Annotated in this window: 26 protein-coding genes; 8 read left to right on the top strand and 18 right to left on the bottom strand. The window is 55.2% G+C overall.

Annotated features, from left to right (window positions below):
- Positions 1–140: 140 nt before the first annotated feature.
- A complete protein-coding gene (gene secB / locus ACN0RL_RS02365) occupies positions 141–644 on the top strand; it encodes a protein-export chaperone SecB (protein WP_417513301.1) in 504 nt (167 codons plus the stop codon).
- Positions 645–701: 57 nt separating this feature from the next.
- Here the strand turns inward: secB and trmL are convergent, their stop codons facing one another.
- The 5 genes from trmL to ACN0RL_RS02340 all read right to left on the bottom strand — a co-directional run bounded on the left by trmL (position 702) and on the right by ACN0RL_RS02340 (position 5,736).
- The gene (trmL, locus tag ACN0RL_RS02360) at positions 702–1,178 is read right to left on the bottom strand and encodes a tRNA (uridine(34)/cytosine(34)/5-carboxymethylaminomethyluridine(34)-2'-O)-methyltransferase TrmL (RefSeq protein WP_417513299.1); all 477 of its coding nucleotides are present in this window, start codon (positions 1,176–1,178) and stop codon (positions 702–704) included.
- 6 nt (positions 1,179–1,184) lie between these two features.
- Positions 1,185–2,363: an acetyl-CoA C-acetyltransferase gene (locus ACN0RL_RS02355; protein ID WP_417513297.1), complete on the bottom strand. Its 1,179-nt coding sequence runs from the start codon at positions 2,361–2,363 to the stop codon at positions 1,185–1,187.
- 156 nt (positions 2,364–2,519) lie between these two features.
- A complete protein-coding gene (locus ACN0RL_RS02350) occupies positions 2,520–3,266 on the bottom strand; it encodes a pteridine reductase (protein WP_417513295.1) in 747 nt (248 codons plus the stop codon).
- A gap of 9 nt (positions 3,267–3,275) precedes the next feature.
- Positions 3,276–4,397: a multifunctional CCA tRNA nucleotidyl transferase/2'3'-cyclic phosphodiesterase/2'nucleotidase/phosphatase gene (locus ACN0RL_RS02345; protein WP_417513293.1), complete on the bottom strand. Its 1,122-nt coding sequence runs from the start codon at positions 4,395–4,397 to the stop codon at positions 3,276–3,278.
- An 85-nt stretch (positions 4,398–4,482) separates the two neighbouring features.
- A complete protein-coding gene (locus ACN0RL_RS02340; RefSeq protein WP_417513291.1) occupies positions 4,483–5,736 on the bottom strand; it encodes a conjugal transfer protein TraF in 1,254 nt (417 codons plus the stop codon).
- Positions 5,737–5,995: 259 nt separating this feature from the next.
- Between ACN0RL_RS02340 and ACN0RL_RS02335 the strand changes: the two genes are divergently transcribed.
- Complete coding sequence (locus ACN0RL_RS02335) at positions 5,996–6,544, top strand: LPP20 family lipoprotein (protein WP_417513289.1); 549 nt, start codon at positions 5,996–5,998, stop codon at positions 6,542–6,544.
- A 118-nt stretch (positions 6,545–6,662) separates the two neighbouring features.
- On the top strand, positions 6,663–7,823 hold the full coding sequence (locus ACN0RL_RS02330) for a flagellar assembly protein T N-terminal domain-containing protein (RefSeq protein WP_417513287.1): 1,161 nt from the start codon (positions 6,663–6,665) through the stop codon (positions 7,821–7,823).
- Between the two features lie 36 nt (positions 7,824–7,859).
- On the opposite strand, the gene ACN0RL_RS02325 is transcribed toward ACN0RL_RS02330, so the two are convergent.
- The 8 genes from ACN0RL_RS02325 to yegQ all read right to left on the bottom strand — a co-directional run bounded on the left by ACN0RL_RS02325 (position 7,860) and on the right by yegQ (position 15,700).
- Complete coding sequence (locus ACN0RL_RS02325) at positions 7,860–8,321, bottom strand: SufE family protein (protein ID WP_417513285.1); 462 nt, start codon at positions 8,319–8,321, stop codon at positions 7,860–7,862.
- Complete coding sequence (gene sufT, locus ACN0RL_RS02320) at positions 8,322–8,864, bottom strand: putative Fe-S cluster assembly protein SufT (protein WP_303596664.1); 543 nt, start codon at positions 8,862–8,864, stop codon at positions 8,322–8,324.
- Between the two features lie 39 nt (positions 8,865–8,903).
- A complete protein-coding gene (locus tag ACN0RL_RS02315; protein ID WP_417513283.1) occupies positions 8,904–9,257 on the bottom strand; it encodes a HesB/IscA family protein in 354 nt (117 codons plus the stop codon).
- A 13-nt stretch (positions 9,258–9,270) separates the two neighbouring features.
- On the bottom strand, positions 9,271–10,524 hold the full coding sequence (locus ACN0RL_RS02310) for an aminotransferase class V-fold PLP-dependent enzyme (RefSeq protein WP_417513281.1): 1,254 nt from the start codon (positions 10,522–10,524) through the stop codon (positions 9,271–9,273).
- A 5-nt stretch (positions 10,525–10,529) separates the two neighbouring features.
- On the bottom strand, positions 10,530–11,819 hold the full coding sequence (gene sufD / locus ACN0RL_RS02305; protein ID WP_417513279.1) for a Fe-S cluster assembly protein SufD: 1,290 nt from the start codon (positions 11,817–11,819) through the stop codon (positions 10,530–10,532).
- A 12-nt stretch (positions 11,820–11,831) separates the two neighbouring features.
- Positions 11,832–12,605 (bottom strand): Fe-S cluster assembly ATPase SufC, encoded by a 774-nt coding sequence (gene sufC, locus ACN0RL_RS02300; protein ID WP_417513276.1) that lies wholly within the window; start codon positions 12,603–12,605, stop codon positions 11,832–11,834.
- A gap of 70 nt (positions 12,606–12,675) precedes the next feature.
- Positions 12,676–14,124 (bottom strand): Fe-S cluster assembly protein SufB, encoded by a 1,449-nt coding sequence (gene sufB / locus ACN0RL_RS02295; protein ID WP_417513274.1) that lies wholly within the window; start codon positions 14,122–14,124, stop codon positions 12,676–12,678.
- A 241-nt stretch (positions 14,125–14,365) separates the two neighbouring features.
- Entirely contained in the window at positions 14,366–15,700 is a 1,335-nt protein-coding gene (gene yegQ, locus ACN0RL_RS02290) for a tRNA 5-hydroxyuridine modification protein YegQ (protein ID WP_417513272.1), read from the bottom strand.
- A gap of 158 nt (positions 15,701–15,858) precedes the next feature.
- Between yegQ and ACN0RL_RS02285 the strand changes: the two genes are divergently transcribed.
- Positions 15,859–16,215, top strand: coding sequence for a helix-turn-helix transcriptional regulator (locus ACN0RL_RS02285; protein ID WP_417513270.1), 357 nt, complete (start codon positions 15,859–15,861; stop codon positions 16,213–16,215).
- Positions 16,216–16,221: 6 nt separating this feature from the next.
- Here ACN0RL_RS02285 and fabB read toward each other — a convergent pair whose 3' ends face one another.
- From fabB to ACN0RL_RS02270, 3 genes are all read right to left on the bottom strand, one after another.
- The gene (gene fabB, locus ACN0RL_RS02280) at positions 16,222–17,433 is read right to left on the bottom strand and encodes a beta-ketoacyl-ACP synthase I (protein ID WP_417513268.1); all 1,212 of its coding nucleotides are present in this window, start codon (positions 17,431–17,433) and stop codon (positions 16,222–16,224) included.
- An 11-nt stretch (positions 17,434–17,444) separates the two neighbouring features.
- Positions 17,445–17,954: a bifunctional 3-hydroxydecanoyl-ACP dehydratase/trans-2-decenoyl-ACP isomerase gene (gene fabA / locus ACN0RL_RS02275; RefSeq protein ID WP_417513266.1), complete on the bottom strand. Its 510-nt coding sequence runs from the start codon at positions 17,952–17,954 to the stop codon at positions 17,445–17,447.
- Positions 17,955–18,159: 205 nt separating this feature from the next.
- The gene (locus tag ACN0RL_RS02270) at positions 18,160–19,344 is read right to left on the bottom strand and encodes an NnrS family protein (protein WP_417513264.1); all 1,185 of its coding nucleotides are present in this window, start codon (positions 19,342–19,344) and stop codon (positions 18,160–18,162) included.
- 126 nt (positions 19,345–19,470) lie between these two features.
- On the opposite strand from ACN0RL_RS02270, the gene ACN0RL_RS02265 reads away from it, so the two are divergent.
- Positions 19,471–19,848 carry a SirB2 family protein gene (locus tag ACN0RL_RS02265; protein ID WP_417513262.1) on the top strand — a complete coding sequence of 126 codons (378 nt, stop codon included), beginning with the start codon at positions 19,471–19,473 and terminating at the stop codon, positions 19,846–19,848.
- Here the strand turns inward: ACN0RL_RS02265 and ACN0RL_RS02260 are convergent.
- Positions 19,804–20,658, bottom strand: coding sequence for an ion transporter (locus tag ACN0RL_RS02260; protein ID WP_417513260.1), 855 nt, complete (start codon positions 20,656–20,658; stop codon positions 19,804–19,806). The genes ACN0RL_RS02265 and ACN0RL_RS02260 overlap by 45 nt on opposite strands.
- 181 nt (positions 20,659–20,839) lie before the next feature.
- Between ACN0RL_RS02260 and ACN0RL_RS02255 the strand changes: the two genes are divergently transcribed.
- Positions 20,840–22,192: a hypothetical protein gene (locus ACN0RL_RS02255; protein WP_417513258.1), complete on the top strand. Its 1,353-nt coding sequence runs from the start codon at positions 20,840–20,842 to the stop codon at positions 22,190–22,192.
- Between the two features lie 57 nt (positions 22,193–22,249).
- Here the strand turns inward: ACN0RL_RS02255 and ACN0RL_RS02250 are convergent, their stop codons facing one another.
- Positions 22,250–23,572, bottom strand: coding sequence for an MFS transporter (locus ACN0RL_RS02250; RefSeq protein ID WP_417513256.1), 1,323 nt, complete (start codon positions 23,570–23,572; stop codon positions 22,250–22,252).
- A gap of 293 nt (positions 23,573–23,865) precedes the next feature.
- Between ACN0RL_RS02250 and ACN0RL_RS02245 the strand changes: the two genes are divergently transcribed.
- On the top strand, positions 23,866–24,327 hold the full coding sequence (locus ACN0RL_RS02245; protein ID WP_417513254.1) for a universal stress protein: 462 nt from the start codon (positions 23,866–23,868) through the stop codon (positions 24,325–24,327).
- 45 nt (positions 24,328–24,372) lie between these two features.
- Positions 24,373–25,878 (top strand): MFS transporter, encoded by a 1,506-nt coding sequence (locus ACN0RL_RS02240; RefSeq protein WP_417513252.1) that lies wholly within the window; start codon positions 24,373–24,375, stop codon positions 25,876–25,878.
- Positions 25,879–25,930: the final 52 nt, after the last annotated feature.

Raw genomic sequence — 25,930 nt, 5'->3', positions numbered from 1 at the left:
ACAGCTACGGAGCTTGATCTGAGCGCCGATCTGCCGCACTGTTTCACATAACCGAGCGCCGCGAGGCATTAGAATGTTTCGGCAGATGCAACTATAACAATGGGCCTTGAGCCCACTCTTCGAAAGGGAAAGGATTGAACATGGCTGAGAACCAGCAAGCCGCCGCAGGCAGTGAGAACCAGAACCAGGCCCAGTTTGCCCTGCAGCGCATCTACGTGAAGGATCTTTCTTTTGAGTCCCCGAATTCACCGGTGGTATTTCAGGAGCAATGGAAGCCTCAGGTGAATCTGGATCTGAACACCGCTCATAACAAAGTCAGCGACAATCAGTATGAGGTTGTTCTTTCGCTGACCGTTACGGCAAAAATAAGTGAAAAAGTCGCTTATATTGTCGAGATTCAGCAGGCGGGTGTATTCCTTGTGGCGGGCATCGAAGGGCCACAGCTTGGTCAGATGCTGGGCGCTTACTGCCCGACTATCTTGTTCCCTTATGCCCGTGAAGCAATAGACGGTGTTGTAAACAAGGGTAGCTTCCCGGCATTGATGCTGGCACCGGTTAACTTCGATGCCATCTATGCCCAGGCGCTTCAGCGCAAGCAGGAAGAGGCGGCTGGTGAAGCCGGAGAAGAGCAGAAGACTCACTGACAGTTTTGCTCTGACTTTAATTCCAGAACAGCCCGGCAAATGCCGGGCTGTTCTGTTTTATACCTTGCCGTTTGCCGAGCCTGTAAACCCGAGTTGTCGCCAGGCCTCGTAAACGACCAGAGCGGTAGTGTTGGACAAGTTCAGACTGCGGCTTTCCGGGCGCATGGGAACCTTCAGGCAGTGATCTGCGGGTAGCCCTTCGCGCACATCTACCGGCAGGCCACGGGTTTCGGGGCCGAACATCAGGTAATCGCCCTCTTGATAGGCTACCTGATGGTAGTAGCGGTGGCCTTTGGTGGTCAGGCCGAACAGGCGTCGCGGTTGTTCGCTGTCGAGAAACGCCTGATAGCTTTTATGGACTTTTACTGTGGCGTATTCGCTGTAGTCCAGCCCGGCTCGCCGCATCTGTTTGTCTTCCAGGGTAAATCCCAGAGGCTCAATCAGATGCAGCTGACAACCGGTGTTGGCGCACAGCCGGATGATATTACCCGTGTTCGGTGGTATCTCCGGCTCGTACAGCACCACATTCAGCATCGTGCCTCAGCGCTCCACGGCCAGGGCTACGCCCATGCCACCGCCGATGCACAAGGTTGCAAGACCTTTGTTGGCATCGCGACGCACCATTTCATGCAACAGCGAAACCAGAACGCGGCAGCCAGAAGCACCAATGGGGTGGCCCAGGGCAATAGCGCCGCCGTTCACGTTAACCTTGTTGGTATCCCAGCCCAGATCGCGATTTACAGAGATGGCCTGGGCGGCGAATGCTTCGTTGGCTTCTATAAGATCCAGGTCGTCAACACCCCAGCCGGCGAGTTTCAGGCAGCGCTGGCTGGCGGGAATCGGGCCTGTACCCATGATGGTCGGGTCTACGCCGGCGTTGGCGTAGGCTTTGATGGTTGCCAGTGGTGTCAGGCCAAGTTCTTTGGCCTTCTCGGCGCTACATACCATTACGGCCGCTGCACCATCGTTGAGTGATGAAGCGTTGCCTGCGGTTACCGTGCCGTCTTTCTTGAAGGCCGGGCGCAGCTTGCCCAGGCCTTCGCTGGTTACGCCGTCGCGGGGGCCTTCATCTTTGCTGATAACGACCGGGTCGCCCTTACGCTGGGGGATGGATACCGGCACGATTTCGCCCTCGAACCGCCCGGCTTCCTGCGCTGCGACAGCTTTTCGCTGAGACGCTGCTGCAAACTCATCCTGCTCCTCGCGGCTGATGTCGTATTTCTCGACAATGTTCTCGGCGGTGACGCCCATGTGGTAGTCATTAAAGGCGTCCCAGAGACCGTCTGTAATCATGGTGTCAATCATTGTCCAGTTGCCCATACGCTGGCCGTTGCGGCTGTTGGGCAGAACGTGCGGTGCCTGGCTCATGCTTTCCTGTCCACCGGCAATAATCATGTCCGCATCGCCGCAGCGGATAGCCTGTACAGCCATATGCACCGCTTTAAGGCCAGAGCCGCATACCTTGTTGATCGTCATCGCAGGCACAGACGCCGGGATGCCGGCATTGATGGCTGATTGGCGCGCTGGGTTCTGGCCAGAGCCTGCGGTCAGCACCTGGCCGAGCAGTACTTCATTGACCTGATCGCCGGCTACACCGGTTTCTTCCAGCAGTGCTTTGATAACGGCAGATCCCAGCTGGTCAGCGCGCAGGCTGGAAAGGCCTCCGCCAAATGCTCCAATAGCAGTCCGCCGGGCGGCAACAATAACGACATCACGCATGGGTTTCTCCGGTCAAAATAATAGGCTGTTAAAGAGGGGCAAACAGATCGTTGCTCTCAACAGAGTAAAAAGCTGTGCGTATTGTAGCCGGAAAGTTCTGGCTGACCAAAGCGAAGGGCGAAGAGTTAGCGAATAAGCATAGCGCGAAACCCGGGCTCACATGTTCAGGCTTCGCCCGCCATCTACAGAAATAATCTGCCCGGTAATAAATGGTGCTTCAGTGAGCAAAAACACAATAGTGCGGGCTATGTCGTCCGGTGTGCCGGTGCGTTTCAGGGGAGTTTTATCCAGAATCCTGCTCTGGTAACCAGCATCAACCGCTGCATCACCTTCCGGCCAGAGAATAGCCCCGGGCGAAACACCATTAACCCGCACTTCTGGCGCCAGGTCTTTTGCCCAGGAACGGGTAAGAGCGGCCAGACCGGCTTTGCTGGCGCAGTATAAAGGGTGTTCCGGTAGCGGCTTCTCACTGTATATATCTATCAGGTTAACAACGCTGCCGGCGCTTGCCCGCAGTGCGGGAAGACACGCCTGCAGCAGAAAGAAAGGAGCTTTAAGATTGGTGTTCATGATGCAATTCCAATCGTCCTCGGTTGCCTCCGGAGTAGGATTTGGATAGAACACGGAAGCATTGTTAACCAGGGCGTCCAGGCGCCCCCAATGTGCTGCTGCCTTATGGCTCAGGCATTTTATATCTGCCACTTCGCTCAGGTCGGCCGGTAGTGCGATCGCAGAGTTCTGACGCTGATGATTCAGCGTTTCTGCAAGGCTGGAAGCCTGCTTTCTATGGCTGCGGTAATGGATAACCAGGTTCCATCCGCGCTCATGGAGCAGTTCAACGGTGCGGGCGCCAAGGCGGTGTGCCGAACCGGTGATCAGAGCGACAGGTGTATTTGCAGGCATGAAGTCTCCTCAGGTTGGCGTGCAGCAAGTTGCCTGAGCGATGCGCGCCAGGCGCTCCGAGCGAATCGCCTCGCCCAGTTCTTTGCCCGAAAACCCCTGCTTTATCAGTGTTTGCGGGTCGACGCCGGATGCCGCAATGGCAGCTTTCCCGAGTGCTTCAAGCGCGTGGCGACCCGCAGGATCAAGAGTACACCCAAGTACGTGAGTCAGTTGCGAAAAACGCTCGGTTCGTCGCCAGAAATCGGCCTTTTCCAGTAACTCAAGTAGCGTATCCGCTGAGGGCTGCACCGGGTCGAGTTGCCTGATAACTGGAGCAAAAGCTGTCGCCAACCGCGCAAGTTGCTGGCAGTCATTGGGTGCTTTCATCGCTTTCGCCCTTGCCTTGCAGGTGTGTTCGTCAAGCCTGCTGAGCACCGCTGCATAACGCTCTGCCGTAGAACCATTGTTAGCGTGAACACAGTGAAGCGCATTCATCGCTGCATGGAAATCAGTTTCGGAGGCCAGTTCGGGTATCAAAACATCGAGAGCGCCGCAGTCTCGAAGCACCTGAAAGAAAGTGCCCGGGGCATGTTCATGCAGCGCTCGCTGGATCTCCTGCCATACCCGCTCGGGTACGAGATGTTCTACTTCGCCGGCTGCAACCATAGAGCGCATCAGCACCATGGTTTCGGTACACACGCGAAACCCGAGAGGCTGAAAGCGCGCTGCAAAGCGTGCGGTTCGCAGGATTCGAAGTGGGTCCTCCTGGAAGGCTTCGGATACGTGGCGCAGCTCCCGTGATTCGAGATCTTTTTTGCCATTAAAGGGGTCGGTCAACACGCCCTGTTCCGAGCGGGCCATCGCGTTGATGGTCAGATCTCTGCGCAGCAGGTCTTCTTCAAGAGTGACGTCCGGAGCGCTGTATACGCTGAATCCGTGATAACCGTGGCCTTGTTTGCGTTCAGTGCGGGCAAGGGCGTATTCCTCATGGGTTTTCGGGTGCAGGAATACAGGGAAGTCTGACCCGACCTGAGTAAAGCCCCGGGTAAGCATCTGCTCAGGGGTTGCGCCGACGACTACCCAGTCCCGATCCTTGACTCCCAGGCCCAGTAATTCATCGCGCACGGCGCCGCCAACCAGGTAGGTTTGCATGGATGGTCAGATTCCTTTCGAAGAAGTGTCCGGGAATTATCCTTTTCCCGGGCGGGTCAGGCAAACCCGGTTGTTCAGGGCAGACTCAAAAAGAGGTGCCCAGCTCGAGAGCAGCGCCAACATCGGCGCTGCTGAACAGGGCCCCGAGATCAAAGCGCACGCCCATAAGGTTCAGTCCCAGGCCCGCGGTAAACTGGGTTTCTTCCGCAATGCCGTCGTTGTCATCGTTGCTGGCCAGGTTGTAGCGGACGCCAGCACGGAGCTGCGCGTAGCGCCAGGCATCGAATTCTGCGCCCAGAGCAAGCCACTGGGTATCATCTTCAAAGCCGAAGGCCTCCGTTTTTGTCAGGTCAATTTCCGCGGTAACAACGTGGTATGTACTTTTGTGAGCGATGCCCAGGGTTGCCATAGGGTTGAGCTCGAAGGTTCTCACCTGCTCGCCGAGCTCTGGGCGGACTGCTGCGGAATCCAGCTCCATCGGGATGAGGTTTTTAATGGCGATACCTGCGTTCCACTGTTTCTCATCACCAAAAGCATAGGCCGCACCTATGTCCAGGTTGAAGCCGCTCTTGCTGGTCTGATACTGGTCATTGTCGAACTCGTCATCTTCGAAGCTGGAAACGGTTTCCGTGTATTGGAAGGTTCTCAGCTCGACATACTTGGGGGAGATGCCCAATTGCAGAGTTTCGCCGTTGCTCAGCTCCAGCGCATGGGCGAAGCTGACACCTGCTTCTACGACTGCGGATGCAAGAGCCCTGCCGCGAGACTGGAGATCGTCGGTTGCACCCGGAATCAATATCCCGTTTTCGATAGCCTGAAGTTTTGCGTCGTCACTTTCGTCATACTCACCCCTGACTGTAGCGGTCAGGTTGCCGTTGCTGAACAGTCCGACGGACAGCTTTTTTCCCGGAACTGCAAGAGCAAGGCCCAGGCCGATGTTGGCGCGCACGGTGTCCTTGTCGAAACCTTCGAATTGCCCGCGCAGCTGGCCGGCTAATTGTTGTGCATCGGCTGTGTTCGCGGTGTTGATGGCAGCCTCAAGGTCGTCAATGGTGTCTTGAATGTCATCAACCTGGTCAATTGTCTCTTCCTCATCCGCAACCCGCGCGTTAATGGACGGCAGGGTCAAGCCGAATTCGTCTGACCAGGTGTGGTGGTCAGCTGCCATCATGGCCGGGTTTGAAGAGGTGGCCGATGATGGGTCTGCAACGGCTACGCCGGTTACGCCCATGGCAAACGAGCGCGAGGACATAAACGCCTGAGGGCTGGCAAGAGCCGCAGTGGTGCCAATGGAAAGGCCAACGGCAATAAACAGTCTGGATAAGCGATATTGGTGCATTCGGGTACCTTGTAAAAGATATGCATGATCTGAATGATTAAGTTGATGAAAGGTTAAAACAATATGCGTACCCATACATGACACTAGGGGTAACGGTTTGTTTTCGATGTGTAAACAGAGGCAGAATTTTGCCGGTTTCTTGCGCGGGCTTACTTTTCTTTCATGGAAAATGTTTCCGATCAGTGTGTTAGAGAAACTGGCGCGAATCTTTCATGGATATCGAAAACGGTTAGCTGAAACGATCTCTGGAGACAAGAACATGGTCATTCGCTGGATACTGATCCCTTTTCTGGCCTTCACGCTGGCGGCCTGTGCACCCGTTGGCGGCTACCGGGACAGCGACAGAAACAAAGCGCAATCCGCGGCAAAACTTGAACCCATCACGGTTCGGGTCAGTGGTTTTGGTACATACGAAGATGTCAGTGCAGATCGCCTGAATACCCGCAAGCGCCTGATGGCCCGCAGAGCATCCCAGATGGACGCATACCGGAATCTGGCGGAGCGGGTGTACGGCACGGTAATTTACGGCAGCGCTACGGTGAATGATTTTGTTCTGCGTAATGACGCCTTCCGCACCTACGTAGACAGCTACATTCGTGGCGCCAAAATGGTGGCTGTAAATGAGCACAGCGATGGTGTTATCGAGACCGTCATGGAGTTAAGGCTTGAGCCACGCTTCCGTGCCTGTGTGTCCAGGGTGGCGGATGATCAGGTTAAGGATCTTTGCCCAATACCTATGCCTGGTTACAACGACAATGCTGGTGATGTTCAGAGTAGAAGCGTCGACTCTCTGTACTATCTTGATTGATTCCGATTGGCTGACCTCTGATGCGTGAAAAATTGAACGAAAATACGGGTAGGGAACAATGCGCGGGTTCATAACGCAGTTAGTGCGGTTGTCACTTTTGTGTGCGCTGGCGCCACTTATGATGATCGCGAGCGCTCATGCGGTCATTCTGGAAGGTGTGGGGCATGCAAGTATTCACAATGAAGATCTCGCCTCAGCCCGTGCCGAGGCCCGTAGCGCGGCCATGCGTGATCTTGCCCTGCAGTACGAAGCGCAGGTAAGCACCAGCGACACCATGGAAAACGGTGTGCTGACCGAATCCAGAATGCGCCTGGCTTCCAGTGCCCGGGCGAGGAACGTAAAAGTTATCGATGAACATCGCAGTGGCAATCTGCTGCGCGTAACGGTGCGGGGTGATATTTCTGCCGGGAGTGCCAGTTGCGAGGGCGGCGAGAGCGGCCGGTTGAAAAAACGGGTGGCGGTTACCGGGTTTCCGCTTCTGTACCCGGGGCAGGCCCGGGTAGGGCGCATTGACGATGCCGGCGAAATTCTGCCGCAGCACCTCCAGCAAGGTTTGCGTGAGTCCGGCAACCTTCAGGTGTTTGCTGCCACAACGTCTCGCCTGTTCCCTGATTTGCTGAACGCACCCACCATTCAGCAAAACGACAACCGGCTTACCAATGTTATTCAGCTTGCCCGCGAGATGGGCGTTCAGTTCGTAGTGACCGGGGTTATCCGGGATGTCGGCGTCGCCGATCCGGCGGCCTGGGGCTCCTCGGTTCTGGACAGGATGCAACGAAGCATTGGTGCGGCAGATATGCGCCGGCGTTTTGCGGTAGATGTGGTGGTTCTGGATGGCTTCAGCGGTTCGCCAATCTATCAGCAGCGCTTTCAAACTGCGGCCGACTGGAATGCCGGCCCGGGCAGTTCTGCTGGCTTTGGTTCCGAGGGATTTCGTAAGACGCATTATGGTGAGGCGGTCGCCGGTGTTGTCGGCGATATGACGCAGGTGGTTATCGATGCTCTTGCGTGCCAGCCTTTTATGGCCCGGATTACAAGGGTCGACGGTCAGCTGGTCACACTGGACTCAGGTGCTACAGCAGGTTTGCGACCGGGAGATGAGCTGCATCTTTATCGCAGCGCCCGATATTTCGATTCTCTGGGTGGAACGCCGGAGCTGAGTGATAGCCAGGTAAGGGTGACACTCAATAACGTTCATCCGGACTTCAGTAACGGTCGCATGCCGCAGGTTGGCGGGCAGGTAAATATTCAGCGGGATGATATCGCCATTATCTGGTAGCACACAGCAGCTCTATACGAGAGCCTCTTGAGCTGGCTAGTGTGCTTCTGCCGTTGCGGCAATGTCGCGAATTTTCCCCACCATGGCGCGCAAGCCGTTGCCGCGAGTCGGGGAGATATGGCGAAACAGATCCAGGCGCTCGAACAGTTCGTCGATATCCGTGGCCAGAAGGTCCCTTGGCGATTTGCCGTTCAGCGCAACCAGAATCATGGCCGCAAGGCCGCGTACAATCATGGCATCTGACTCAATCAACAGATAGAGCTTTCCGCTGGCCTCATCGTAATGAGAAATCAGCCACACCTGACTCTGGCAGCCGTGGACATAGTTCTCTTCGATCCGGGCATCGTCTGGAAAAGCCGGTAGCTGTTTACCAAGATCAATAATAAACGCGTATCGCTCCTCCCAATCGTCGAGAAACTCGAAGCCTTCAAGAATGTCTTCAAGCGTCGGGTTTTTCCCGAGAGGGTTGTCCAGAAAATCCTGTTCCGTCGCTGCCATTTACAACATTCCCAGTTCGAGTTTGGCTTCGTCGGTAAGCATATCGTTGTTCCAGGGCGGATCAAAGGTAAGTTCTACGGTTACTTTATCCACGTTGGGTACGTGCTCTACCTTGGTCTTCACATCTTCAGTAATGACTGGGCCCATGCCGCAACCTGCAGCGGTGAGAGTCATCAGAATGAAAACATGATTGCCTTCGGGTGTACCGTTTTCGATCCGGCATTCGTAAATGAGCCCGAGATCCACTACGTTGACCGGAATCTCCGGGTCATAGCAGTTGCGTATGGCTTCCCATACCTGATTCTCATTGATGGTTCCGTCTGCCGGTGTTTCGAAACTGCTTTCCAGCGGCTTCTTGCCAAGCGCGTCGGCATTGTGGCCCTCAATGCGGGCGAGGTTGCCATTGACTGCAACGGTAAACGTACCGCCGAGTGACTGAGTGATGGTCACAAAGCTGTCTACCGGTATCATTATTTCCGTTCCGGTCGGAACAAGGCGGGCTTCCACCTCGCGTTTGGTCAGGACGACTTCACGTTCTTGCATGCCTGGTTAAACCTCTTTTTGCGCGGCGAGGGGGCGGAATCAGCTTACAGTAAAGCTCTCGCCGCACCCGCATTCTGCGGTGGCGTTCGGGTTGCGGAACTGGAACATGGAGTTTACACCTTCGGTAACGAAGTCGATCTCGATGCCGTTCACCATAGGCAGGTGTTCCTCTTTCACAAACACGTCAACGCCATCAATGTGGAATATTCTGTCGTCCGCCGAAGCTTCATCGACCCACTGGGTTTCGTATTTGAAGCCAGAGCATCCGCTTTTTCTGATTGCCAGCCGAATGCCTTTGGCATTCGATGCTTTGTCGAGTTGCTTGCGCACGTGCTTGACGGCACTTGGCGTCATGGTGACGCCGACGGTCGGTGTGAAGACTTCGGTTGTCATGGTGTCTCCTCCATCAGGCAAACAGGCGCTGAACTTTCTGCAAGGCGGTAAACAGTTGATCCACCTCATCCAGCGTATTGTAGAACGCAAAAGAGGCCCGGGCTGTACCGGGAACTCCGTAGAAATCCATCAGAGGCATGGCACAATGATGGCCAGTGCGGATCGCGATGCCTTGCTGGTCCAGCAAGGTACCTATGTCACTGGGGTGTAAGCCTTCAATTTTAAAGGACATTACGGGCACTTTGTTCTTTGCGGTACCGATAATGGACATGCCAGGGACAGTTTCAACCAGCTGGTTGGCACGCTCGAGCAAGGCATTCTCGGCCGCTTCCATGGCCTTTCTGTCAAGACGGTTCAGGTATTCGATAGCCGCACCCAGGCCTACTGCTTCGGCTATAGCCGGTGTGCCTGCCTCAAATTTGTAGGGCAGGGTGTTCCAGCTTGTGCCTTCGAAGGAAACCCTCTCGATCATTTCGCCGCCACCCTGATACGGTGGCATCTCTTCCAGCAAAGCGGCTTTGCCATAGAGCACACCAATGCCCGTTGGGCCAAACAGCTTGTGGGATGAAAATACATAGAAATCGCAATCCAGCGCCTGCACGTCCGGCTGGAAGTGCGGCACCGCCTGCGCACCGTCGAGCAGGGTAACAATGCCGAGGGCTTTAGCCTGGTTGACCATGTCCGCGACCGGATTAACTGTGCCCAGAACATTGGAGACGTGGGTTATGGCCAGTACCCGGGTGCGATCATTCAGCAAGCTGTTGAATGATCCCATATCCAGTTCGCCTTCTGGCGTGACCTGAATCGGTACTACTTTTGCTCCCGTGCGCTCTGCGATCATTTGCCAGGGCACAATATTGGCATGGTGCTCCATGTGGCTCACCAGGATCTCGTCGCCTGCTTTCAGGCGCGGCGCCAGGCCATTCGCCACCAGATTGATGGCCTCGGTGGTGCCCCGGGTCCAGATGATTTCCTGAGTGCTGTGCGCATTGAGAAAACTTCTGACGATTTCCCGGGCGCCTTCAAAGGCTGTAGTTGCACGATCGCCCAGGGTGTGAGCGCCCCGGTGTACGTTCGAGTGCATTTCCCGATAATAGCGATCCATGGCATCCAGAACAGCGAGTGGCTTCTGCGCCGACGCACCGTTGTCCAGATACACCAGCGGCTTTCCGTTCACCTGTTGTGACAGTATGGGGAAATCCTGGCGAATGGCTTGTATGTCAAACGCCTCACGGATAGCTGTGTTTGCCATGGACAGGTCGTTCATACCGGTCAGGCTCCCTGGAATGACTGATCGAAGAAGTGGTTCAGGCGAACTTGCACTGTTTCTCTGACAACTTCCAGCGGAATCTGGGCTACCAGCTCGTTAATGAATGCCATCGTCAGCAACACGTTGGCTTCGCGACGACCGATGCCCCGTGATACCAGGTAGAAGAGTGATTCCTCGTCGAGCTGGCCGATCGTTGCGCCGTGGGCGCATTTGACATCGTCGGCATAGATTTCAAGCTCTGGCTTGGTATCGATTTCCGCGCCGGTGGAGAGCAGCAGGTTATTGTTATTCATGTTCGCGTTGGACTTCTGTGCGTCCTGGTGAATATGAATCCTGCCATTAAACACTGCGTGCGACTTGTCGGTAGCGATGTTGCGATAGGTTTCTTCGCTATTACAGTGGGCAGCCACATGTTCGATATTGGTGTGGTTGTCGTAGTGCTGCGTGCCTTGTGTGACGACAACGCCATTGAGCTTGCACTCGGCACCTTCGCCTTCCAGCGATACCTGCAGGTCGTGGCGGCGGAGAGGGCCGCCAAAGCCTACGCAGTGACTTTCGAAGCGCGAGCTGCGCTGCTGTCGGACGCCCGTGGCGCCGATGTGCTGCACATTCTCGCCGTCCATGCACAGGCGTATGCTGGTTACGTTCGCGCCCTCGGCAAGATTGAATTCGGTTACGGTATTAACCATCACCGAGTCCTGCCCGCTGGAGATATATTCTTCAACCAGTGTGATCTGGCTGTTGCGGCCGGCATCCACAAAAATGCGCGGGAAGGCAGACCCGCTGGCACCCGCGGTGACCTCGTGAATAACAAACAGAGGCTGATCAAGAATCGCACCCGGCTTCAGCCGAATGACCAGGCCATCTTCAAAACGAGCTGAGTTCAGGCCTGCCAGCTGTACGGCTTTTTTGTCGAGAGTGCTGTCCAACTGCCCGGCCAGTTCGCTGGCCTCGGTATCAGAAAGGTCGCCGAAGCGCTGAATAAGGATGTTGTTCAGATCCGGATATTCGCTGGCTTCTGGTATCATCACGCCGTTGATGAAAACCACTTTGTAGCCTGGAACTGCCAATGCGCTGCCGGCTTTACCGTCAATTGGCAATGATATCGCCATCTCGTCGGTCAGCTTCAGGTGCTTGCTGGAATACTTCCAGTTTTCCGTTTTACGCGTTGGCAGAGGCATGTCGACCAGAGCGGCACCGCGCTGCTTGCGCAGTGCGAGCAGGGGCTCAGGCAGCGCCTGACCTGCCGGGTGCAGGAACGCGGTGGGAAGAAGAGTTGGTGCTGGTTTCATTCCGCGGACTCCTTAGTTGGCTGAGCTGGCTGCAGTTGCGTCTTCCTTGATGCCAAGCCAGCCATAACCGCGCTCTTCCAGTTCCAGAGCCAGTTCGCGACCACCGGATTTTACGATCTTGCCATCGGCCAGAACGTGCACGTAATCCGGTACTATGTGGTCAAGCAGACGCTGATAGTGAGTGACCATCAGAATGGCGCGGTCCTGGGCACGCAAAGCGTTAACACCGTCGGACACTACCTTGAGTGCGTCGATATCCAGCCCTGAGTCGGTTTCGTCAAGAATGGCCAGCTTCGGCTGCAACAACAAAGCCTGCATGATTTCGTTACGCTTTTTCTCGCCACCGGAGAAACCTTCGTTTACGCCGCGCTTGAGGAAAGCAGGATCCAGGTCCACCTGCTTTGATACCTCCCGGGCCAGCTTCATAAACTCGGCCGCATTCATTTCCGGCTCGCCGCGGTGATGGCGCAATGCGTTCACAGATGTGCGCATGAACTGCAGATTGCTGACGCCAGGAATTTCTACCGGATATTGAAAGGCAAGAAATACGCCGTCTCGCGCCCTCTCTTCAGTTTCTTTTTCTAGCAGGTTTTCACCGTTCAGGATCACTTCACCTGAGGTGACTTCAAATGCGTCGTTGCCTGCGAGCACCTGGGAAAGCGTACTTTTGCCAGACCCGTTCGGGCCCATAATGGCATGTACTTCCCCGGCTTTGATCTCAAGATTAATTCCCTTGAGGATCTCTTTTCCCTCAACGGATGCGTGCAGGTTTTTGATGCTCAGCATTTGTAGGCTTCTCTCTATTTTAACCGTCTGAATTCTGTTTGCTTGTGCGTAGATTCGGGTTCGTGGCGCCTTAGCCCACGGAACCCTCGAGGCTTACTTCCAGGAGCTTGCCGGCTTCAACCGCAAACTCCATGGGAAGCTCCTTGAAAACTTCTTTACAGAAGCCGTTCACAATCATGGAGACCGCTCGCTCGGGATCGATGCCGCGTTGACGACATAAAAACATCTGCTCGTCGCTGACCTTGGATGTGGTCGCCTCATGCTCCACGATTGCCGATTTATTCAGGCTCTCGATATACGGGAAGGTATGGGCACCGCAGCGGTCGCCAATCAGCAGTGAGTCACACTGGGTGAAGTTGCGCGCGCCCTCCGCACGAGGCCCGAATTTGACCAGGCCGCGATAGGCGTTCGAGCTTTTGCCGGCTGAAATGCCTTTGGAGATGATGGTGCTGGACGTGTTCTTGCCCAGGTGGATCATCTTGGTGCCGGTGTCAGCCTGCTGGTAGTTGTGGGTGAGCGCAACCGAATAGAACTCGCCGACACTGTTATCACCGCGAAGGATGCAGCTCGGATATTTCCAGGTGACAGCTGAACCGGTTTCTACCTGGGTCCAGGAAACTTTGGAGTTTTTCCCGATACACGCGGCACGCTTGGTGACGAAGTTATAGATGCCACCCTTGCCGTTTTCGTCGCCGGGGTACCAGTTCTGCACCGTAGAATACTTGATCTGTGCATCGTCCAGGGCGACCAGCTCTACCACTGCGGCGTGCAATTGGTTTTCGTCACGCATGGGAGCGGTGCAGCCTTCGAGATAGCTTACATAACTGCCTTCGTCGGCGATGATCAGAGTGCGCTCAAACTGGCCGGTATTTGCCGCGTTGATGCGGAAATAGGTCGACAATTCCATGGGGCAGCGAACGCCCTTCGGAACGTATACAAAGGTTCCGTCTGAAAAAACCGCAGAGTTAAGGCCGGCAAAATAGTTGTCAGTGTGCGGAACAACCGTGCCCAGATACTTCTTGACCAGCTCGGGGTGATCCCGCATTGCTTCTGAAATCGAACAGAATATAACGCCCGCTTTTGCCAGAGGCTCTTTGAAGGTGGTGGCCACAGAGACGGAATCGAAAACCGCATCTACCGCTACACCGGCAAGTTTTGCGCGCTCGTGCAGGGGAATGCCGAGTTTTTCGTAGGTTTTCAGGAGCTCTGGATCGACATCGTCGAGGCTCTGGGGCATGTCTTCTTTGCGCTTGGGTGCCGAGTAGTATGAGATCGAGTTGTAGTCGATCTTCGGGTAACCCACATGCGCCCAGTCAGGCTCTTCCATTTCGAGCCAGCGACGATAGGCTTTCAGGCGCCATTCCAGCATGAATTCCGGCTCTTTCTTGATTTCAGAAAGGCGGGTGACAACGTCTTCATTCAATCCGGGCTCGAACGTATCAACTTCGATTTCTGTTACGAAACCATGCTCGTATTCCCGTTTGATCAGCTCGTTCACCTCTTGGTCGGTGGTCGCCATGATCGTCGCTCCGTATTCTCTCATCGCGGGCTCTGAGGCCCTTTGGTTTGCCGGCAACCGGGGTGGGTTGCGGGGCTGCTCTGTTACTTCTGTTTCGTGATTGTACAATACCAGACTAAATTAGTCAGGTATTAAATTGAGGCAAATTCGAGTATACCGTAATCCACCCGCCAGAGGCTAAGTCTGACGGGGGTGTTGGCTTTGGTGTGAGTTTATACGTAGCCCTTGGCTAAGCAGAGCATCAGGCTTTGGGAGGCAGTATACGAGTGAGGTAGCTGTGCTCCAGTGCGTCGGGAGTTCGGGGTGGCCGAGGGATACGAACAACGTGCCCGCTGCCGGGGGCGTAATCCATGGATGCACCTTTAGCGCTCTCCATAGCAGGTATGCTGAACAGCAGGTTGCCAGATGGCGTAACAAGCTCAAGCTGGTCGCCTGGCGCGAACTTGTTTTTTACATCAACAGTCAGCCATTTTCCGTCATCATTAGTGATGGTGCCCACTACTTGCTGAGTGCCCAGGTAGGACGAGCCCCTCTCGTAGGTCTGGTACTCCTGGGGCATATGCCGGCGTAGAAACCCCTCGGTGTAGCCGCGGTTGGACAGGGCCTCCAGTTCGTTCATCAGCTCCATGTCGAAGGGCTTGCCTGTTACTGCCTCGTCAATGGCGCGACGATACACCTGGGTAGTCCGCGCCACGTAATACGTGCTTTTGGTGCGCCCCTCTATTTTCAGAGAGTGCACGCCCATGGCCGCGAGCTCAGCCACATGCTGCACTGCCCGAAGATCCCTTGAGTTCATGATGTAGGTACCGTGCTCATCTTCATAAGCGGGAATAAAGCTGCCCGGGCGATTGGGCTCTTCAAGGAGGATTTCTTTCGGCTCATAGCTCTCAATGCGTCTTTGGGGCGCATTGCTATTGGAAGATGTGGCAATCAGGTCGCCGGTGTGATCATGAGTATGCTGCACTTCCTTGTAGTCCCAGCGGCACGCATTGGTGCAGGCCCCCTGATTGGCATCCCTGTGATTCATATATCCGGAGAGCAGGCAGCGCCCGGAATAGGCCATGCACAATGCGCCGTGAACAAACACTTCCAGCTCCATTTGCGGAACGCGCTCACGGATGTCCCGGATTTCGCCAAGAGCCAGCTCCCGGGAAAGGATGACCCGGCTGATGCCCTGGCGACGCCAGAATTCCACGGTTGCCCAGTTTACAGCGTTGGCCTGCACCGACAGATGGATAGGTTGATCGGGCCACTTTTCCCGCACCAGCATGATCAGGCCCGGGTCTGACATGATCAGCGCGTCAGGTTTGTACTCAAGCACAGGCTCCAGGTCTCTCAGGTAGGAGCGCACTTTATCGTTGTGCGGCGCTATGTTCGAAACCAGGTAGAACTGTTTGCCCAAAGCGTGAGCTCTTTCAATACCGGCGCCCAGGGCGCTGGTGTCTTTAAAGCTGTTGTTGCGCACCCTCAGCGAATACCGTGGCTGGCCGGCATAGACAGCGTCAGCGCCATAGGCAAATGCGGTTTCGAGATGCTCAGGGGTGCCGGCAGGTGCCAGCAGTTCCGGGATAATCATGGGGGCTCCGGGTAGATCGGTGGTTGGCTATTTTGCCGCAGCCTGAACCGCTGTCCCTTGATCCTGCTCAAACGTCTTATTGATTGTTTTCAGCTAACATGTGTACGCTGTACGCTGAAACAACCGGGTCGGTATTCATCAACAAGGAGGATCGCAGAATGGCATCAGAGCCTCTGGGCCCAGAGGCGGTGCGGGTTTCATTGAGTAACAGAGTAAGTTCACTGATCAGTATTCAGCTTGCCCGGGGCAAGGTGGGCGTTGAAGTGGTGGCGTCGCAGTTACATATGAGCCGGTATACGCTTCACAAGAAACTGAAGCGGGAGGGATTAACCTTTGCCCTCCTGCTGGAAGATGTACGCCGTAAGCAGGCGCTTACTTACATGCAGGACAAAAGCAAGCCGCTGGTAGAAATAGCCGAACAGCTTGGTTTTTCAGAGTTGAGTGCATTCAGCCGGGCGTTCAAGCGCTGGATGGGCACTTCCCCGGCTGAATATCGCTCCGTCAGGTTTTCCTGACGGGGTTCAGTGCTTTTTGAACACCAGCGTGGCGTTGGTGCCGCCGAAGCCGAAACTGTTGCTCATGACCAGATCCAGTTTCTGGTTGTCCAGCCGTTCGCGCACAATCGGATAACCTTCGGCACCTTCATCCAGGTTCTCGATGTTGGCTGACGGAGCTATGAAGTTTTCCCGCTGCATGATGATGCTGTAGATAGCCTCATGAACGCCGGCCGCACCCAGAGCGTGGCCGCAAAGAGGCTTGGTTGAGCTCAATGGCGGAATCTTGTCGCCGAAGGTCTTTTTCAGGGCAGTCAGTTCCGTTACATCGCCGGCAGGTGTGCTGGTGCCGTGGGTGTTGATGTAGCTGATTTCTCCGTCCAGGTTTTTCATGGCCTGCTGCATGCAGCGGATGGCGCCCTCTCCACTGGGTGCAACCATATCGGCACCGTCGGATGTAGCACCAAAACCAACCAGTTCAGCAAGAATGGTCGCTCCACGTGCTTCAGCGTGCTCCAGAGCTTCCAGCACCAGAGTGCCGCCGCCACCGGAGATAACAAAGCCATCCCGATCTTTGTCGTACGTGCGGGAAGCCTTGTCAGGTGTATCGTTGTACTTGGTTGAAAGCGCGCCCATGGCATCAAACATCAGGCTCAGGGTCCAGTGGATATCTTCGCCGCCGCCGGCAAGCATAACGTCCTGGCGCCCCAGGGCAATCTGATCTGCAGCATGGCCTATGGCGTGTGCGCTGGTGGCACAGGCTGAGGTGATGCCATAGTTGATGCCGGTAATGCCAAATGCTGTTGCTATGGTGGCGTTGATCGAGCTGCCCATGGTGCGGGGCACGCGGTAAGGCCCAACGCGACGAATGCCTTTGGCGCGGTGGGTGTCAATCGCATCGAGAAGCTCGACAGTTGACGCGCCGCCGGTGCCAAACACGGCTCCGGTGCTGTTGGCGGTGAGGTGATCCTCGGTTAATCCCGCCTGCTCAATGGCTTCGCAGGCCGCGAGATAAGTGTAGCCAGCAGCAGGGCACATGAAACGAAACAGTTTGCGATCAATCAGTTCCGGCAGGTTCAGATCAATCTGGCCGCAAACGTGGCTGCGGAGGCCATTGTCGCGGGCTTCTTCGCTGAAGCCGATTCCGGGTATGGACTCCTTCAGGGAGCGGGTTACTTCTTTCTGGTTTGTGCCAAGGCTGGAGACAATCCCCATACCGGTAATAACAACACGCCGCATCTTGCTAACTCCTAAAAATCATCGGTGGAAGAGAATACGCCGACCCGCAAGTCTTTGGCCGTATATATTTCTTTGCCATCCACTTCCATGCGTCCGTCGGCAATAGCCATCGTAAGCTTGCGCCGAATAACGCGTTTGAGGTCGAGACGGTAGGTTACCTTTTTGTTGGTAGGGAGAACCTGACCTGTAAACTTCACTTCGCCCGCGCCCAGAGCACGGCCTTTTCCTTCGCTACCGCCCCACGCCAGGAAAAAGCCCACCAGTTGCCACATGGCATCAAGGCCCAGACAGCCTGGCATGACCGGGTCATCCACAAAATGTACTTTAAAAAACCAGAGGTCCGGATTGATATCCAGCTCTGCCACCAGGCTGCCTTTGCCATAAAGACCGTCGTCCGCGCCTACGTGGGTAACGCGGTCAACCATCAGCATCTCATCAATGGGCAGCCGTGTGGCGCCCGGGAAAAGTTTGCCATGACCGCATTTAATCAGGTCTTCTTTGTCAAAATGATCCGGGTTCATAATGCCGTCGTCTCTGTTACAGAATGATTTACTGATACTTTAGCTGTTATTTCGCGAGTCGCTATTGACCATTAGTGGATAATTAACGTTTAAACGATGCAGTTGCAAGTGCAGGGCGATACTCGAGTGACGGAATAGAACAAAAAAAGAGCAGGCTCCCCACGAACCTGCTCTTTTAAATCCTGCCGGAAAAGTGTCGGAGTATTTACCCCGCCCGGCCGTCTGGCCTGGGGCTTGCGAGTATTTTTGCGTAGCGCACCAGGAACATGCCGTAGGCGAAAATCCAGAGTAAACTGCTGCTGCCGATTCCGGGATGCCACGGAATAATATCAAATGCGGTAAGCACCCGGATTAATGCCGCTAACTGAATTGCGATAAACGCGATAACCATTCCTTTGGGCAATACCAGTGGCCTGCCAGTATGGCCAAGAGTCACTCGGGCGATAACTCCCAGAATAAGACAGCTGATGGCGCCCGTGCCCGCCGCATGGCTCCAGGCGTTGGACGGCCAGCCGGCGAAAAGCGTGCCTGCGAGCAGGTACAGGGAAACCGGCACCCAGAGAATGGACAGGTGAAGAACCCACAGCAGGGGTTCCTTGCGAACCAGCCAGCCTTTCCAGTTGGCAAGACGCACCAGCATAAGCGTGCCGGCAATGATTGCCAGAATACCTGTGAGGGTTTGCCAGCCTGTCACCAGTGATGCGGTGAGCAGGATCATGGAAAACAGCGTGGCCATATCCAGTGCCGGAATGGTTTTTACGGCGCTGGCATCCAGCCCGCGCTGCCGCATCCAGCCAGTTGTGAACGCCGGAGTGATACGTCCACCCACAATGCTGATAAGTGCCATGGCCATAATCAACGCGCCGTGGCTGAAGGCCGTATCCAGGCGAGTAACAAAGCCTATCTGCATCAGCCATAGCAAACCCAGAACGACCATAATCATGAGCTGGCGCTTCTGCTTTGCGTGCCAGACACGCCATCCTGCATCCAGCATTACCAGCGGAAGGAAGGCCAGATTGAAACCCTGAACCAACCAGTCAGGCAAGTCAGCACCAAAGGCCAGAAGCAGGCGCCCGGCCAACCATACACTCCAGAGCAGCACGAGCCGAAAGCCGTGAGTGCGCTCGGTCTGTGTCCATACGCAGACAGCGGTCAGCAAAAAACCGGCGATAGCTGCAGACAGAAAACCGAACAGCATTTCGTGCTGGTGCCAGAATAGCCCCGGCATGGCCAGAGGCAGGTTGATGACGCCGGTCACCTGGAAAATCCAGAGCGGAATTACCAGAAGCGCCAGCAGTGTCATCGACAGAAAGAAAATGCGGAATGGGTAGCCGAAAAGCTGACTGATACTGGCGGAATTGGCCTGAGCGGATGTAGGAATAGCCTGCATGTTGGTTCCTGCTAATACATATATGTTAGGTATATGTTATATGCGTCCGGCCGGAAATAACATACCCGGTTGGTGGTATCTTTGCGTACAATGCCGCTATCGTTTTGAATCACAATGGAATGATTTATGAGCACATACGTGATCCTGAAAACTCTGCACATGTTCACAGCCTACCTGACAATAACCCTGTTCGCGCTGCGACTTCTGCTCGACGCGGTGGGGAAGCCCGGCTGGCGTCAGAGCCCTTTGCGCTGGATACCCCATGCCAACGACACTGTGCTGCTGACAGCCGCTATTAGTCTGCTGTTTGTAGGCGGCTGGAACCCGTTGGAGCAAGGCTGGATTCTGGCCAAAATTGTGTTGTTGCTGGGCTACATCGCAGCAGGGCTTTTTGCACTGAAAGTCACGGTGTCTCGCCCTGTTCGCGTTGTCGCAGCTGTCCTGGCCCTGCTCCAGGTGTCATTCATCTTCCACCTTGCGATGAGCAAGCCCGTTCTTTTCTGATCGGGTATAGCTGATTAACTCGGCAAGCTGGCCCTGCACCTCTCGAAGTTGGCGCGTAATTTCATCACGCTCATCGTGAGCTTGCTGGGCCTGTTTGGCGTTCTGCTCCTCGCTCATCACCTCCAGAATTGCCCCGATCATCATGTTCAGAAACACGAAAGCTGTGAGGAAAATAAAGGTCAGGTAGTAGATCCAGCTTAACGGGTACTGCTCCATGGTCGCGTACATCACATCGGTCCAGTCTTCGAACGTTGCCACCCGGAACAGTGTGAGCATTGCGATCGCGACATCACCCCATAGCTCACTGTCAACGCTGGCAAAGAACATCGACCCCATCGCCGCATAGATATAGAAAATGATAAACATCAGCAGCGCGATGTAGCCCATGCGCGGAATGGCTTTGAGCAGGGAGTTGATCAGGAAGCGCAGCTCAGGGACCACCGAGACCAGACGCAACACCCGGAAGACCCGCAATAGCCGCCCCAGCAGGACCGCTTCAGAGTTATCGAGCGGAATAAGGCTGCCGACTACCACAAGTGTATCGAACAGGTTCCAGCCGTCCATCAGGAAGCGTCGTTTGACCGGGCTGGCAGCAAAACGGAACAGAATCTCGATCAGGAAAAACAGGGTAATGGCCGTGTCCATCACGCTCAGGGACTGTTCCACCAGAGGCGGGAGGTCATAGGTTTTCGCCCCTATGGTGAGAGCAGAGAGAATGATGATTGTGATGACTGCGCCCTGAAAGAGCGTGCTGGACTCAATCCGGCGAAGCTGGTTAAAACCGGAAGCGGGGCTTAGTGGTGGTTGCATGGCAGACAAAGGCTCCGGAAGTTCGGGGGAGGGCGGAATTCTAAAGGGGTGCAATGCAATTGGATAGCTTCAATAAACATCACTTATTCAGTTGGATCAGAAATATTCATTCGTGCGGTGCTATAACCCTTTCCATAATCAGCACACACATAACAAATCCAAAAAAAATGAGTGACATTCCATGGAAGAAAGACCTGAGTTAGCCGGATGGCGCTGGGGGCCGTTTACGTTCCGCGTTCCGTTTTATCATACCAGGTTGTGCTGGTCTGAATTTTTGCAGGGTCTTTTTGTCTCTGCCGCCACGGGCCTGGCACTTATCCCAGTTATGACAGCGTTTTTCGGCCTGAGTTTCGAAGAAGCCGTTGCGCTGTCAATGATTCATGCTTCGCTGATTGCTTCGGCTGTTATTGTGTTTGGTGAACCTTACGCGGCCGGTTGGATAACGCCGGCGCTGCCCTTGATTCTGGCCTTTGTGATCGGCGGCTATGAGGACCCGGTCAGCCGGTTCCAGGCGATGACAGCACTTAGCCTTGTTTTTGCTTCACTTGTCCTGGTGCTCGGGATTACCGGCCTGGGCCGCCGTTTTGTAATATGGCTGCCCGACACCCTCAAGGCAGGCATTATTCTGGGAGCCTCTATTGCCGCGCTCAAGCGGGTTTTCGTTGATGATGCGGAGCGATTTCTGCTCGAGCAGCCCATCGCAACGGCGCTTGCCTGTGGTATATGCCTGATTTTTACGTTCTCGATTCCTATGCAGAAGCTCAAAGCCCGAAACCGGTTTTTCTTCATGCTTGGATCATTGGGTTTGCTACCGGGCTTTCTGGCCGCGGCGATCATCGGGCCGCTGGTGGGCGAGGTGAACTTCGACATCCAGTGGGGTTTTGTTGTCCCGCCCCTGAGTGAAGCCGTGGCGAAAGCCTCGCCGTTGGTCAATGGCTGGCCGTCCTACGAGATGATTGTTCAGAGCATTCCACTGGCATTGATCGCCTACATCATACTCTTCGGTGATCTTGTCACCGGTAACGAAGTGCTAAGGGATGGGCTGAAAGCGCGTAAAGACGAACACATCGATATAAATCTCAACCGCACCCACTTTTCCCTGTCGATTCGCAACGCGATTATGGGCATTTTTGCGCCCTTCTTCCCGACACAGGGGGCGGTCTGGACCGGGGTGCATGTGATTGTTGTGCAACGCTGGAAGCAGGGGCCGAAGGCTATGAACAGTCTGCACAGCGGCCTGGCGTCCTATTATCTGATGGGTTTACCGTTTATCTACTTCCTGTTGCCACTGCTGACCGGTCTCAAGCCTTTGCTGGGCATAGCGCTGTCGCTGACACTGGTGCTCACCGGCTTCGCCTGCGCGTACATTGCCATGTCGATTCCAAGAGATAATACCTCGCGGGGAACGGTAGTTCTGATCGGCGCCTGTCTTGCATTTTTTGAGCCCTGGATGGGGCTTTTGATTGGCGTAGTAGCAACCCTGGCTCTGGTAGGCTGGGACCGGAACCCGGATCCTATTCCGCATGATGAGTGAGTAGAAGGCTGGCTGCCCGTCAAGATGAGGGGCAGCCAGCGCCAGGCCAATATCCGGTTACGGCTTTTTCCGGTTAAGCGGGTAGAACAATTGCGGTGATGCCAGCTCCGGCAAGTCGGTTTGCTCCTTGTTCGCGGCCCACTCGACGCGCTCAGCTGAACGAATGGCGTAATGCATCCAGGCCAGTGCGGCGGCGGCAATGATAAACATCAGCATAAAGCAGCTCTGCCAGATACCGGTAAAGTCATTCAGAACACCGAAGGTCAGTGGCAGGATAAATCCGCCCAGCCCCCCAATCATTCCGACAACGCCACCGACAGCACCCACATGCATGGGGTAATAAACGGGAATGTGTTTGTAAACAGCTGCTTTGCCCAGGGACATGAAAAAGCCCAGGGTAAAAATCAGCGCTACAAATACGGGCAAACTCATTTCCAGGGTGAAGCGAACGTCGCCTTCAATGCCGTGCACCACGTAATCCGTAGGGGGGTAGCTCAACAGGAACGTGCAGACAACCGATGCGATAAACGTCCAGTACATCACGCGCCGTGCGCCGAAACGGTCGGACATCCAGCCACCCAGAATGCGGAACAGAGACGCGGGAATAGTATAGAGCGCTGCGATCATGCCCGCTGTTGTTATGTCCAGGCCGTAAACGCCGATCAGGTAGTGTGGTAACCATAGCGCCAGAGCGACAAAGGCCCCGAACACGAAAAAGTAATAAAGCGCAAAGCGCCAGACCCGCAGATCTCTCAGCGGCTCCATCTGCTCCATAAAAGAACGTTGTTGTTCGTCTTCTTTTCGGCCCGCAGAAACCGGGTCCTCTTTTGCCAGCAGAATGAAGGCAATGCCCATCACCGCCAGTACAGATGCATAGATCTGGGCGGTAGTCTCCCAGCCGAACGCCACCAGCAAGAAGGGCGCACCAAAGTTGGTTACGGCGGAACCTACGTTACCTGCACCGAAGATGCCCAGAGCTGTGCCCTGGCGAGCAGGCTCAAACCAGGCGGCGGTATAGGCTACGCCCACGATAAAAGCGCCACCGGCAAGGCCTACGCCCAGCGCGCCAACCAACAGCATCGGATAGGTCGTAGCAAAGGTGAGCAGGTAAACGCAGGATGCGGTAGCGAGCATGAGGATACCGAACACCCAGCGTCCACCGTAACGATCCGTCCAGATTCCAAGAAACAGCCGGCTTATCGAGCCCGTCAGGATGGGGGTGGCCATGAGCAGGCCAAGCTGGGTGTCGGAGAGGTTCAGATCTTCCGCAATCCTGATGCCGATGATAGAAAAAATCGTCCATACGGCGAAGCAGAGCGTGAACGCCAAAGTGGAAAGGCCAAGTGCGCGATGCTGCTGAGGTCTGGTTGGCAAGATCATTGTGACGGCGCTCCTTGTCTGCATCTACCGGTCTGTTTTCATGGTCTTTGTAACAATATCAAAACCCGGTTTTTCGGGGTGAAAGCATTGGAGGTACCTCTAGCGGGATGGCCTGGTGGTAGGCGCTGGCGGGGTTTCTACGGGAGGAGGTAGGGCTCTGATTGCACTGGTGGGGTACCTGCTGCATATTTTGATTTTGATCAATTATGCGCGGGTATCGAGTGTGGGCTAATGCTGATCAATATCAATTGGCGCGCTGCGTTTGCGTGGCATTACCGCCACCGGAGATTGCTATGAAAATTATGATTGCCTACGACGGTTCCAGGAACGCAAAGCTGGCTCTGGTTCAGACGATTACCATGTTTCGCGAACTTAAACCTCAGATTGCTTTGGTGGCCGTAGCAGAAAACCCGAGAGATATCACAGCCGGAAACGAAGACATGTTTCAGGAGGAGCTGGCCGAGCTTAAGCAGCACCTTCTCGATGCACAGGTGGTTTGCGAGAGGGAGAACATTGCGTCAGAAACTCTGCTTCTGGAGGGTGATGCCCGCAAGATGCTGCTTTATGCCGCGGAGAAGAAGATCAAACCCGGGATGCTTGTCATCGCTCGTCACAGTGACGAAGTGGATGGAGGCCTGATTGCCCGTTCGCTGAATTACTTCGTGGACGAACTCGATTACATGACGTTCGGCAAGGTCAGCTCGTTCCTTGCACGCCGCGTCCAGTGCCCGTTACTTATCCTGCCCAGCTGCTGACAGCTGCTGGCATTGTAAAGTTACCGAGAGCCCACGGAGGCTTAAATGAAAGTCGCAGACGTATTCGGTTTCAAGAATCCAGAGATCAAGGCCCTGCACCTGACCTGGATTGCGTTTTTTATCACATTCTATGTGTGGTTCAACATGGCGCCGCTGGCGTCCAGCATGCTCAAGAGCGTCGACTGGTTGACCCCGGACGACTTGCGCCTGTTCGCCATCTGTAACGTGGCGCTGACAATTCCCGCGCGGATTCTCGTGGGTATGGCGCTTGATCGCTTCGGCCCGCGCCGGGTGTTCTCGATTCTCATGGTACTGATGTCCATTCCGGCACTCACCTTCGCATTCGGCGACACCATGACCCAACTGCTGGTAAGCCGTCTGGTACTCAGCTCTATCGGTGCCAGCTTTGTAGTGGGTATCCACATGACAGCCATGTGGTTCAAGCCTCGGGACATCGGTTTTGCCGAGGGTTTCTATGCAGGCTGGGGTAACTTCGGTTCCGCAGCTGCAGCGTTGACACTGCCTACGATTGCTTTGCAGATGTACGGCGGCGAAGACGGCTGGCGCTGGGCTATTGCCCAGAGCGCTATCGTGATGGCGTTATACGGCGTGTACTACTGGTTCGCTGTTACCGACGGCCCTGTTGGAACCGTTCACCGTAAGCCGCGCAAAGCGAGCGCCCTTGAAGTAAGCACCTGGGGCGACATGGTAAAACTGATTTTGTGGACCATTCCCTTGATTGGCGTTCTGGGTATCCTGGTTTGGCGCATCGAGAACATGGGCTACCTGAGTGTGACCGGCGCAGTAATTGCCTACGCCGTTATCATTGCGATCGTGTGCTACCAGATTGTTCAGATTCTGCGGGTGAACGTGCCTATCCTGAAAAAAGGTGTGCCGGAAGACGACAAGTACCCGTTCAACAGTGTTGCAGCGCTGAACAGTACCTACTTTGCCAACTTTGGTGCGGAACTGGCGGTTGTCTCCATGCTGCCGATGTTTTTTGAGCAAACGTGGAGCCTGAGTGCTGCTGCTGCAGGCATGGTTGCTGCGTCCTTCGCTTTCGTGAATCTTGTGGCCCGCCCCATGGGTGGCATGGTTTCCGACCGTATGGGTAACCGCCGCTTCGTGATGCTCAGCTATATGTTCGGTATTTCCGTTGGCTTCGCGCTGATGGGCCTGCTCAACTCCAGCTGGCCGCTGATTATTGCTGTGGCTATCACTGTGTTTACGTCCTTCTTTGTGCAAGGCGCAGAGGGTGCAACCTTCGGTATTATCCCGTCGATCAAGCGTCGGTTGACTGGGCAGATTTCGGGTATGGCAGGTGCCTACGGTAACGTGGGTGCGGTGGTTTATCTGACTATCTTTACCTTCGTTACACCGAACCAGTTCTTCTTCATCATCGCTGGCGGCGCCTTTGTAAGCTGGGTTCTGTGCCTGATGTGGCTGAAAGAGCCCGAATCAGGTTTTGCCGAGGAGTACAACGTGTCCTCTGTAGATCTTCAGATCGAAGACGAAGAGCGTCAGCGCCGGGAAGCTCTCGGCAAGGTGTGATGCTGAAATAATACCCTTCGAAACAAAGCCCCGCCGGGAGTGATCCCGGCGG

It is taken from the genome of Marinobacter sp. (assembly GCF_048259445.1).
In the GTDB taxonomy this organism is placed as follows: Bacteria; Pseudomonadota; Gammaproteobacteria; order Pseudomonadales; family Oleiphilaceae; genus Marinobacter.
The sequence above is the reverse complement of the archived record's forward strand: the minus strand, read 5'-3'. Positions and strand labels throughout refer to the sequence as shown.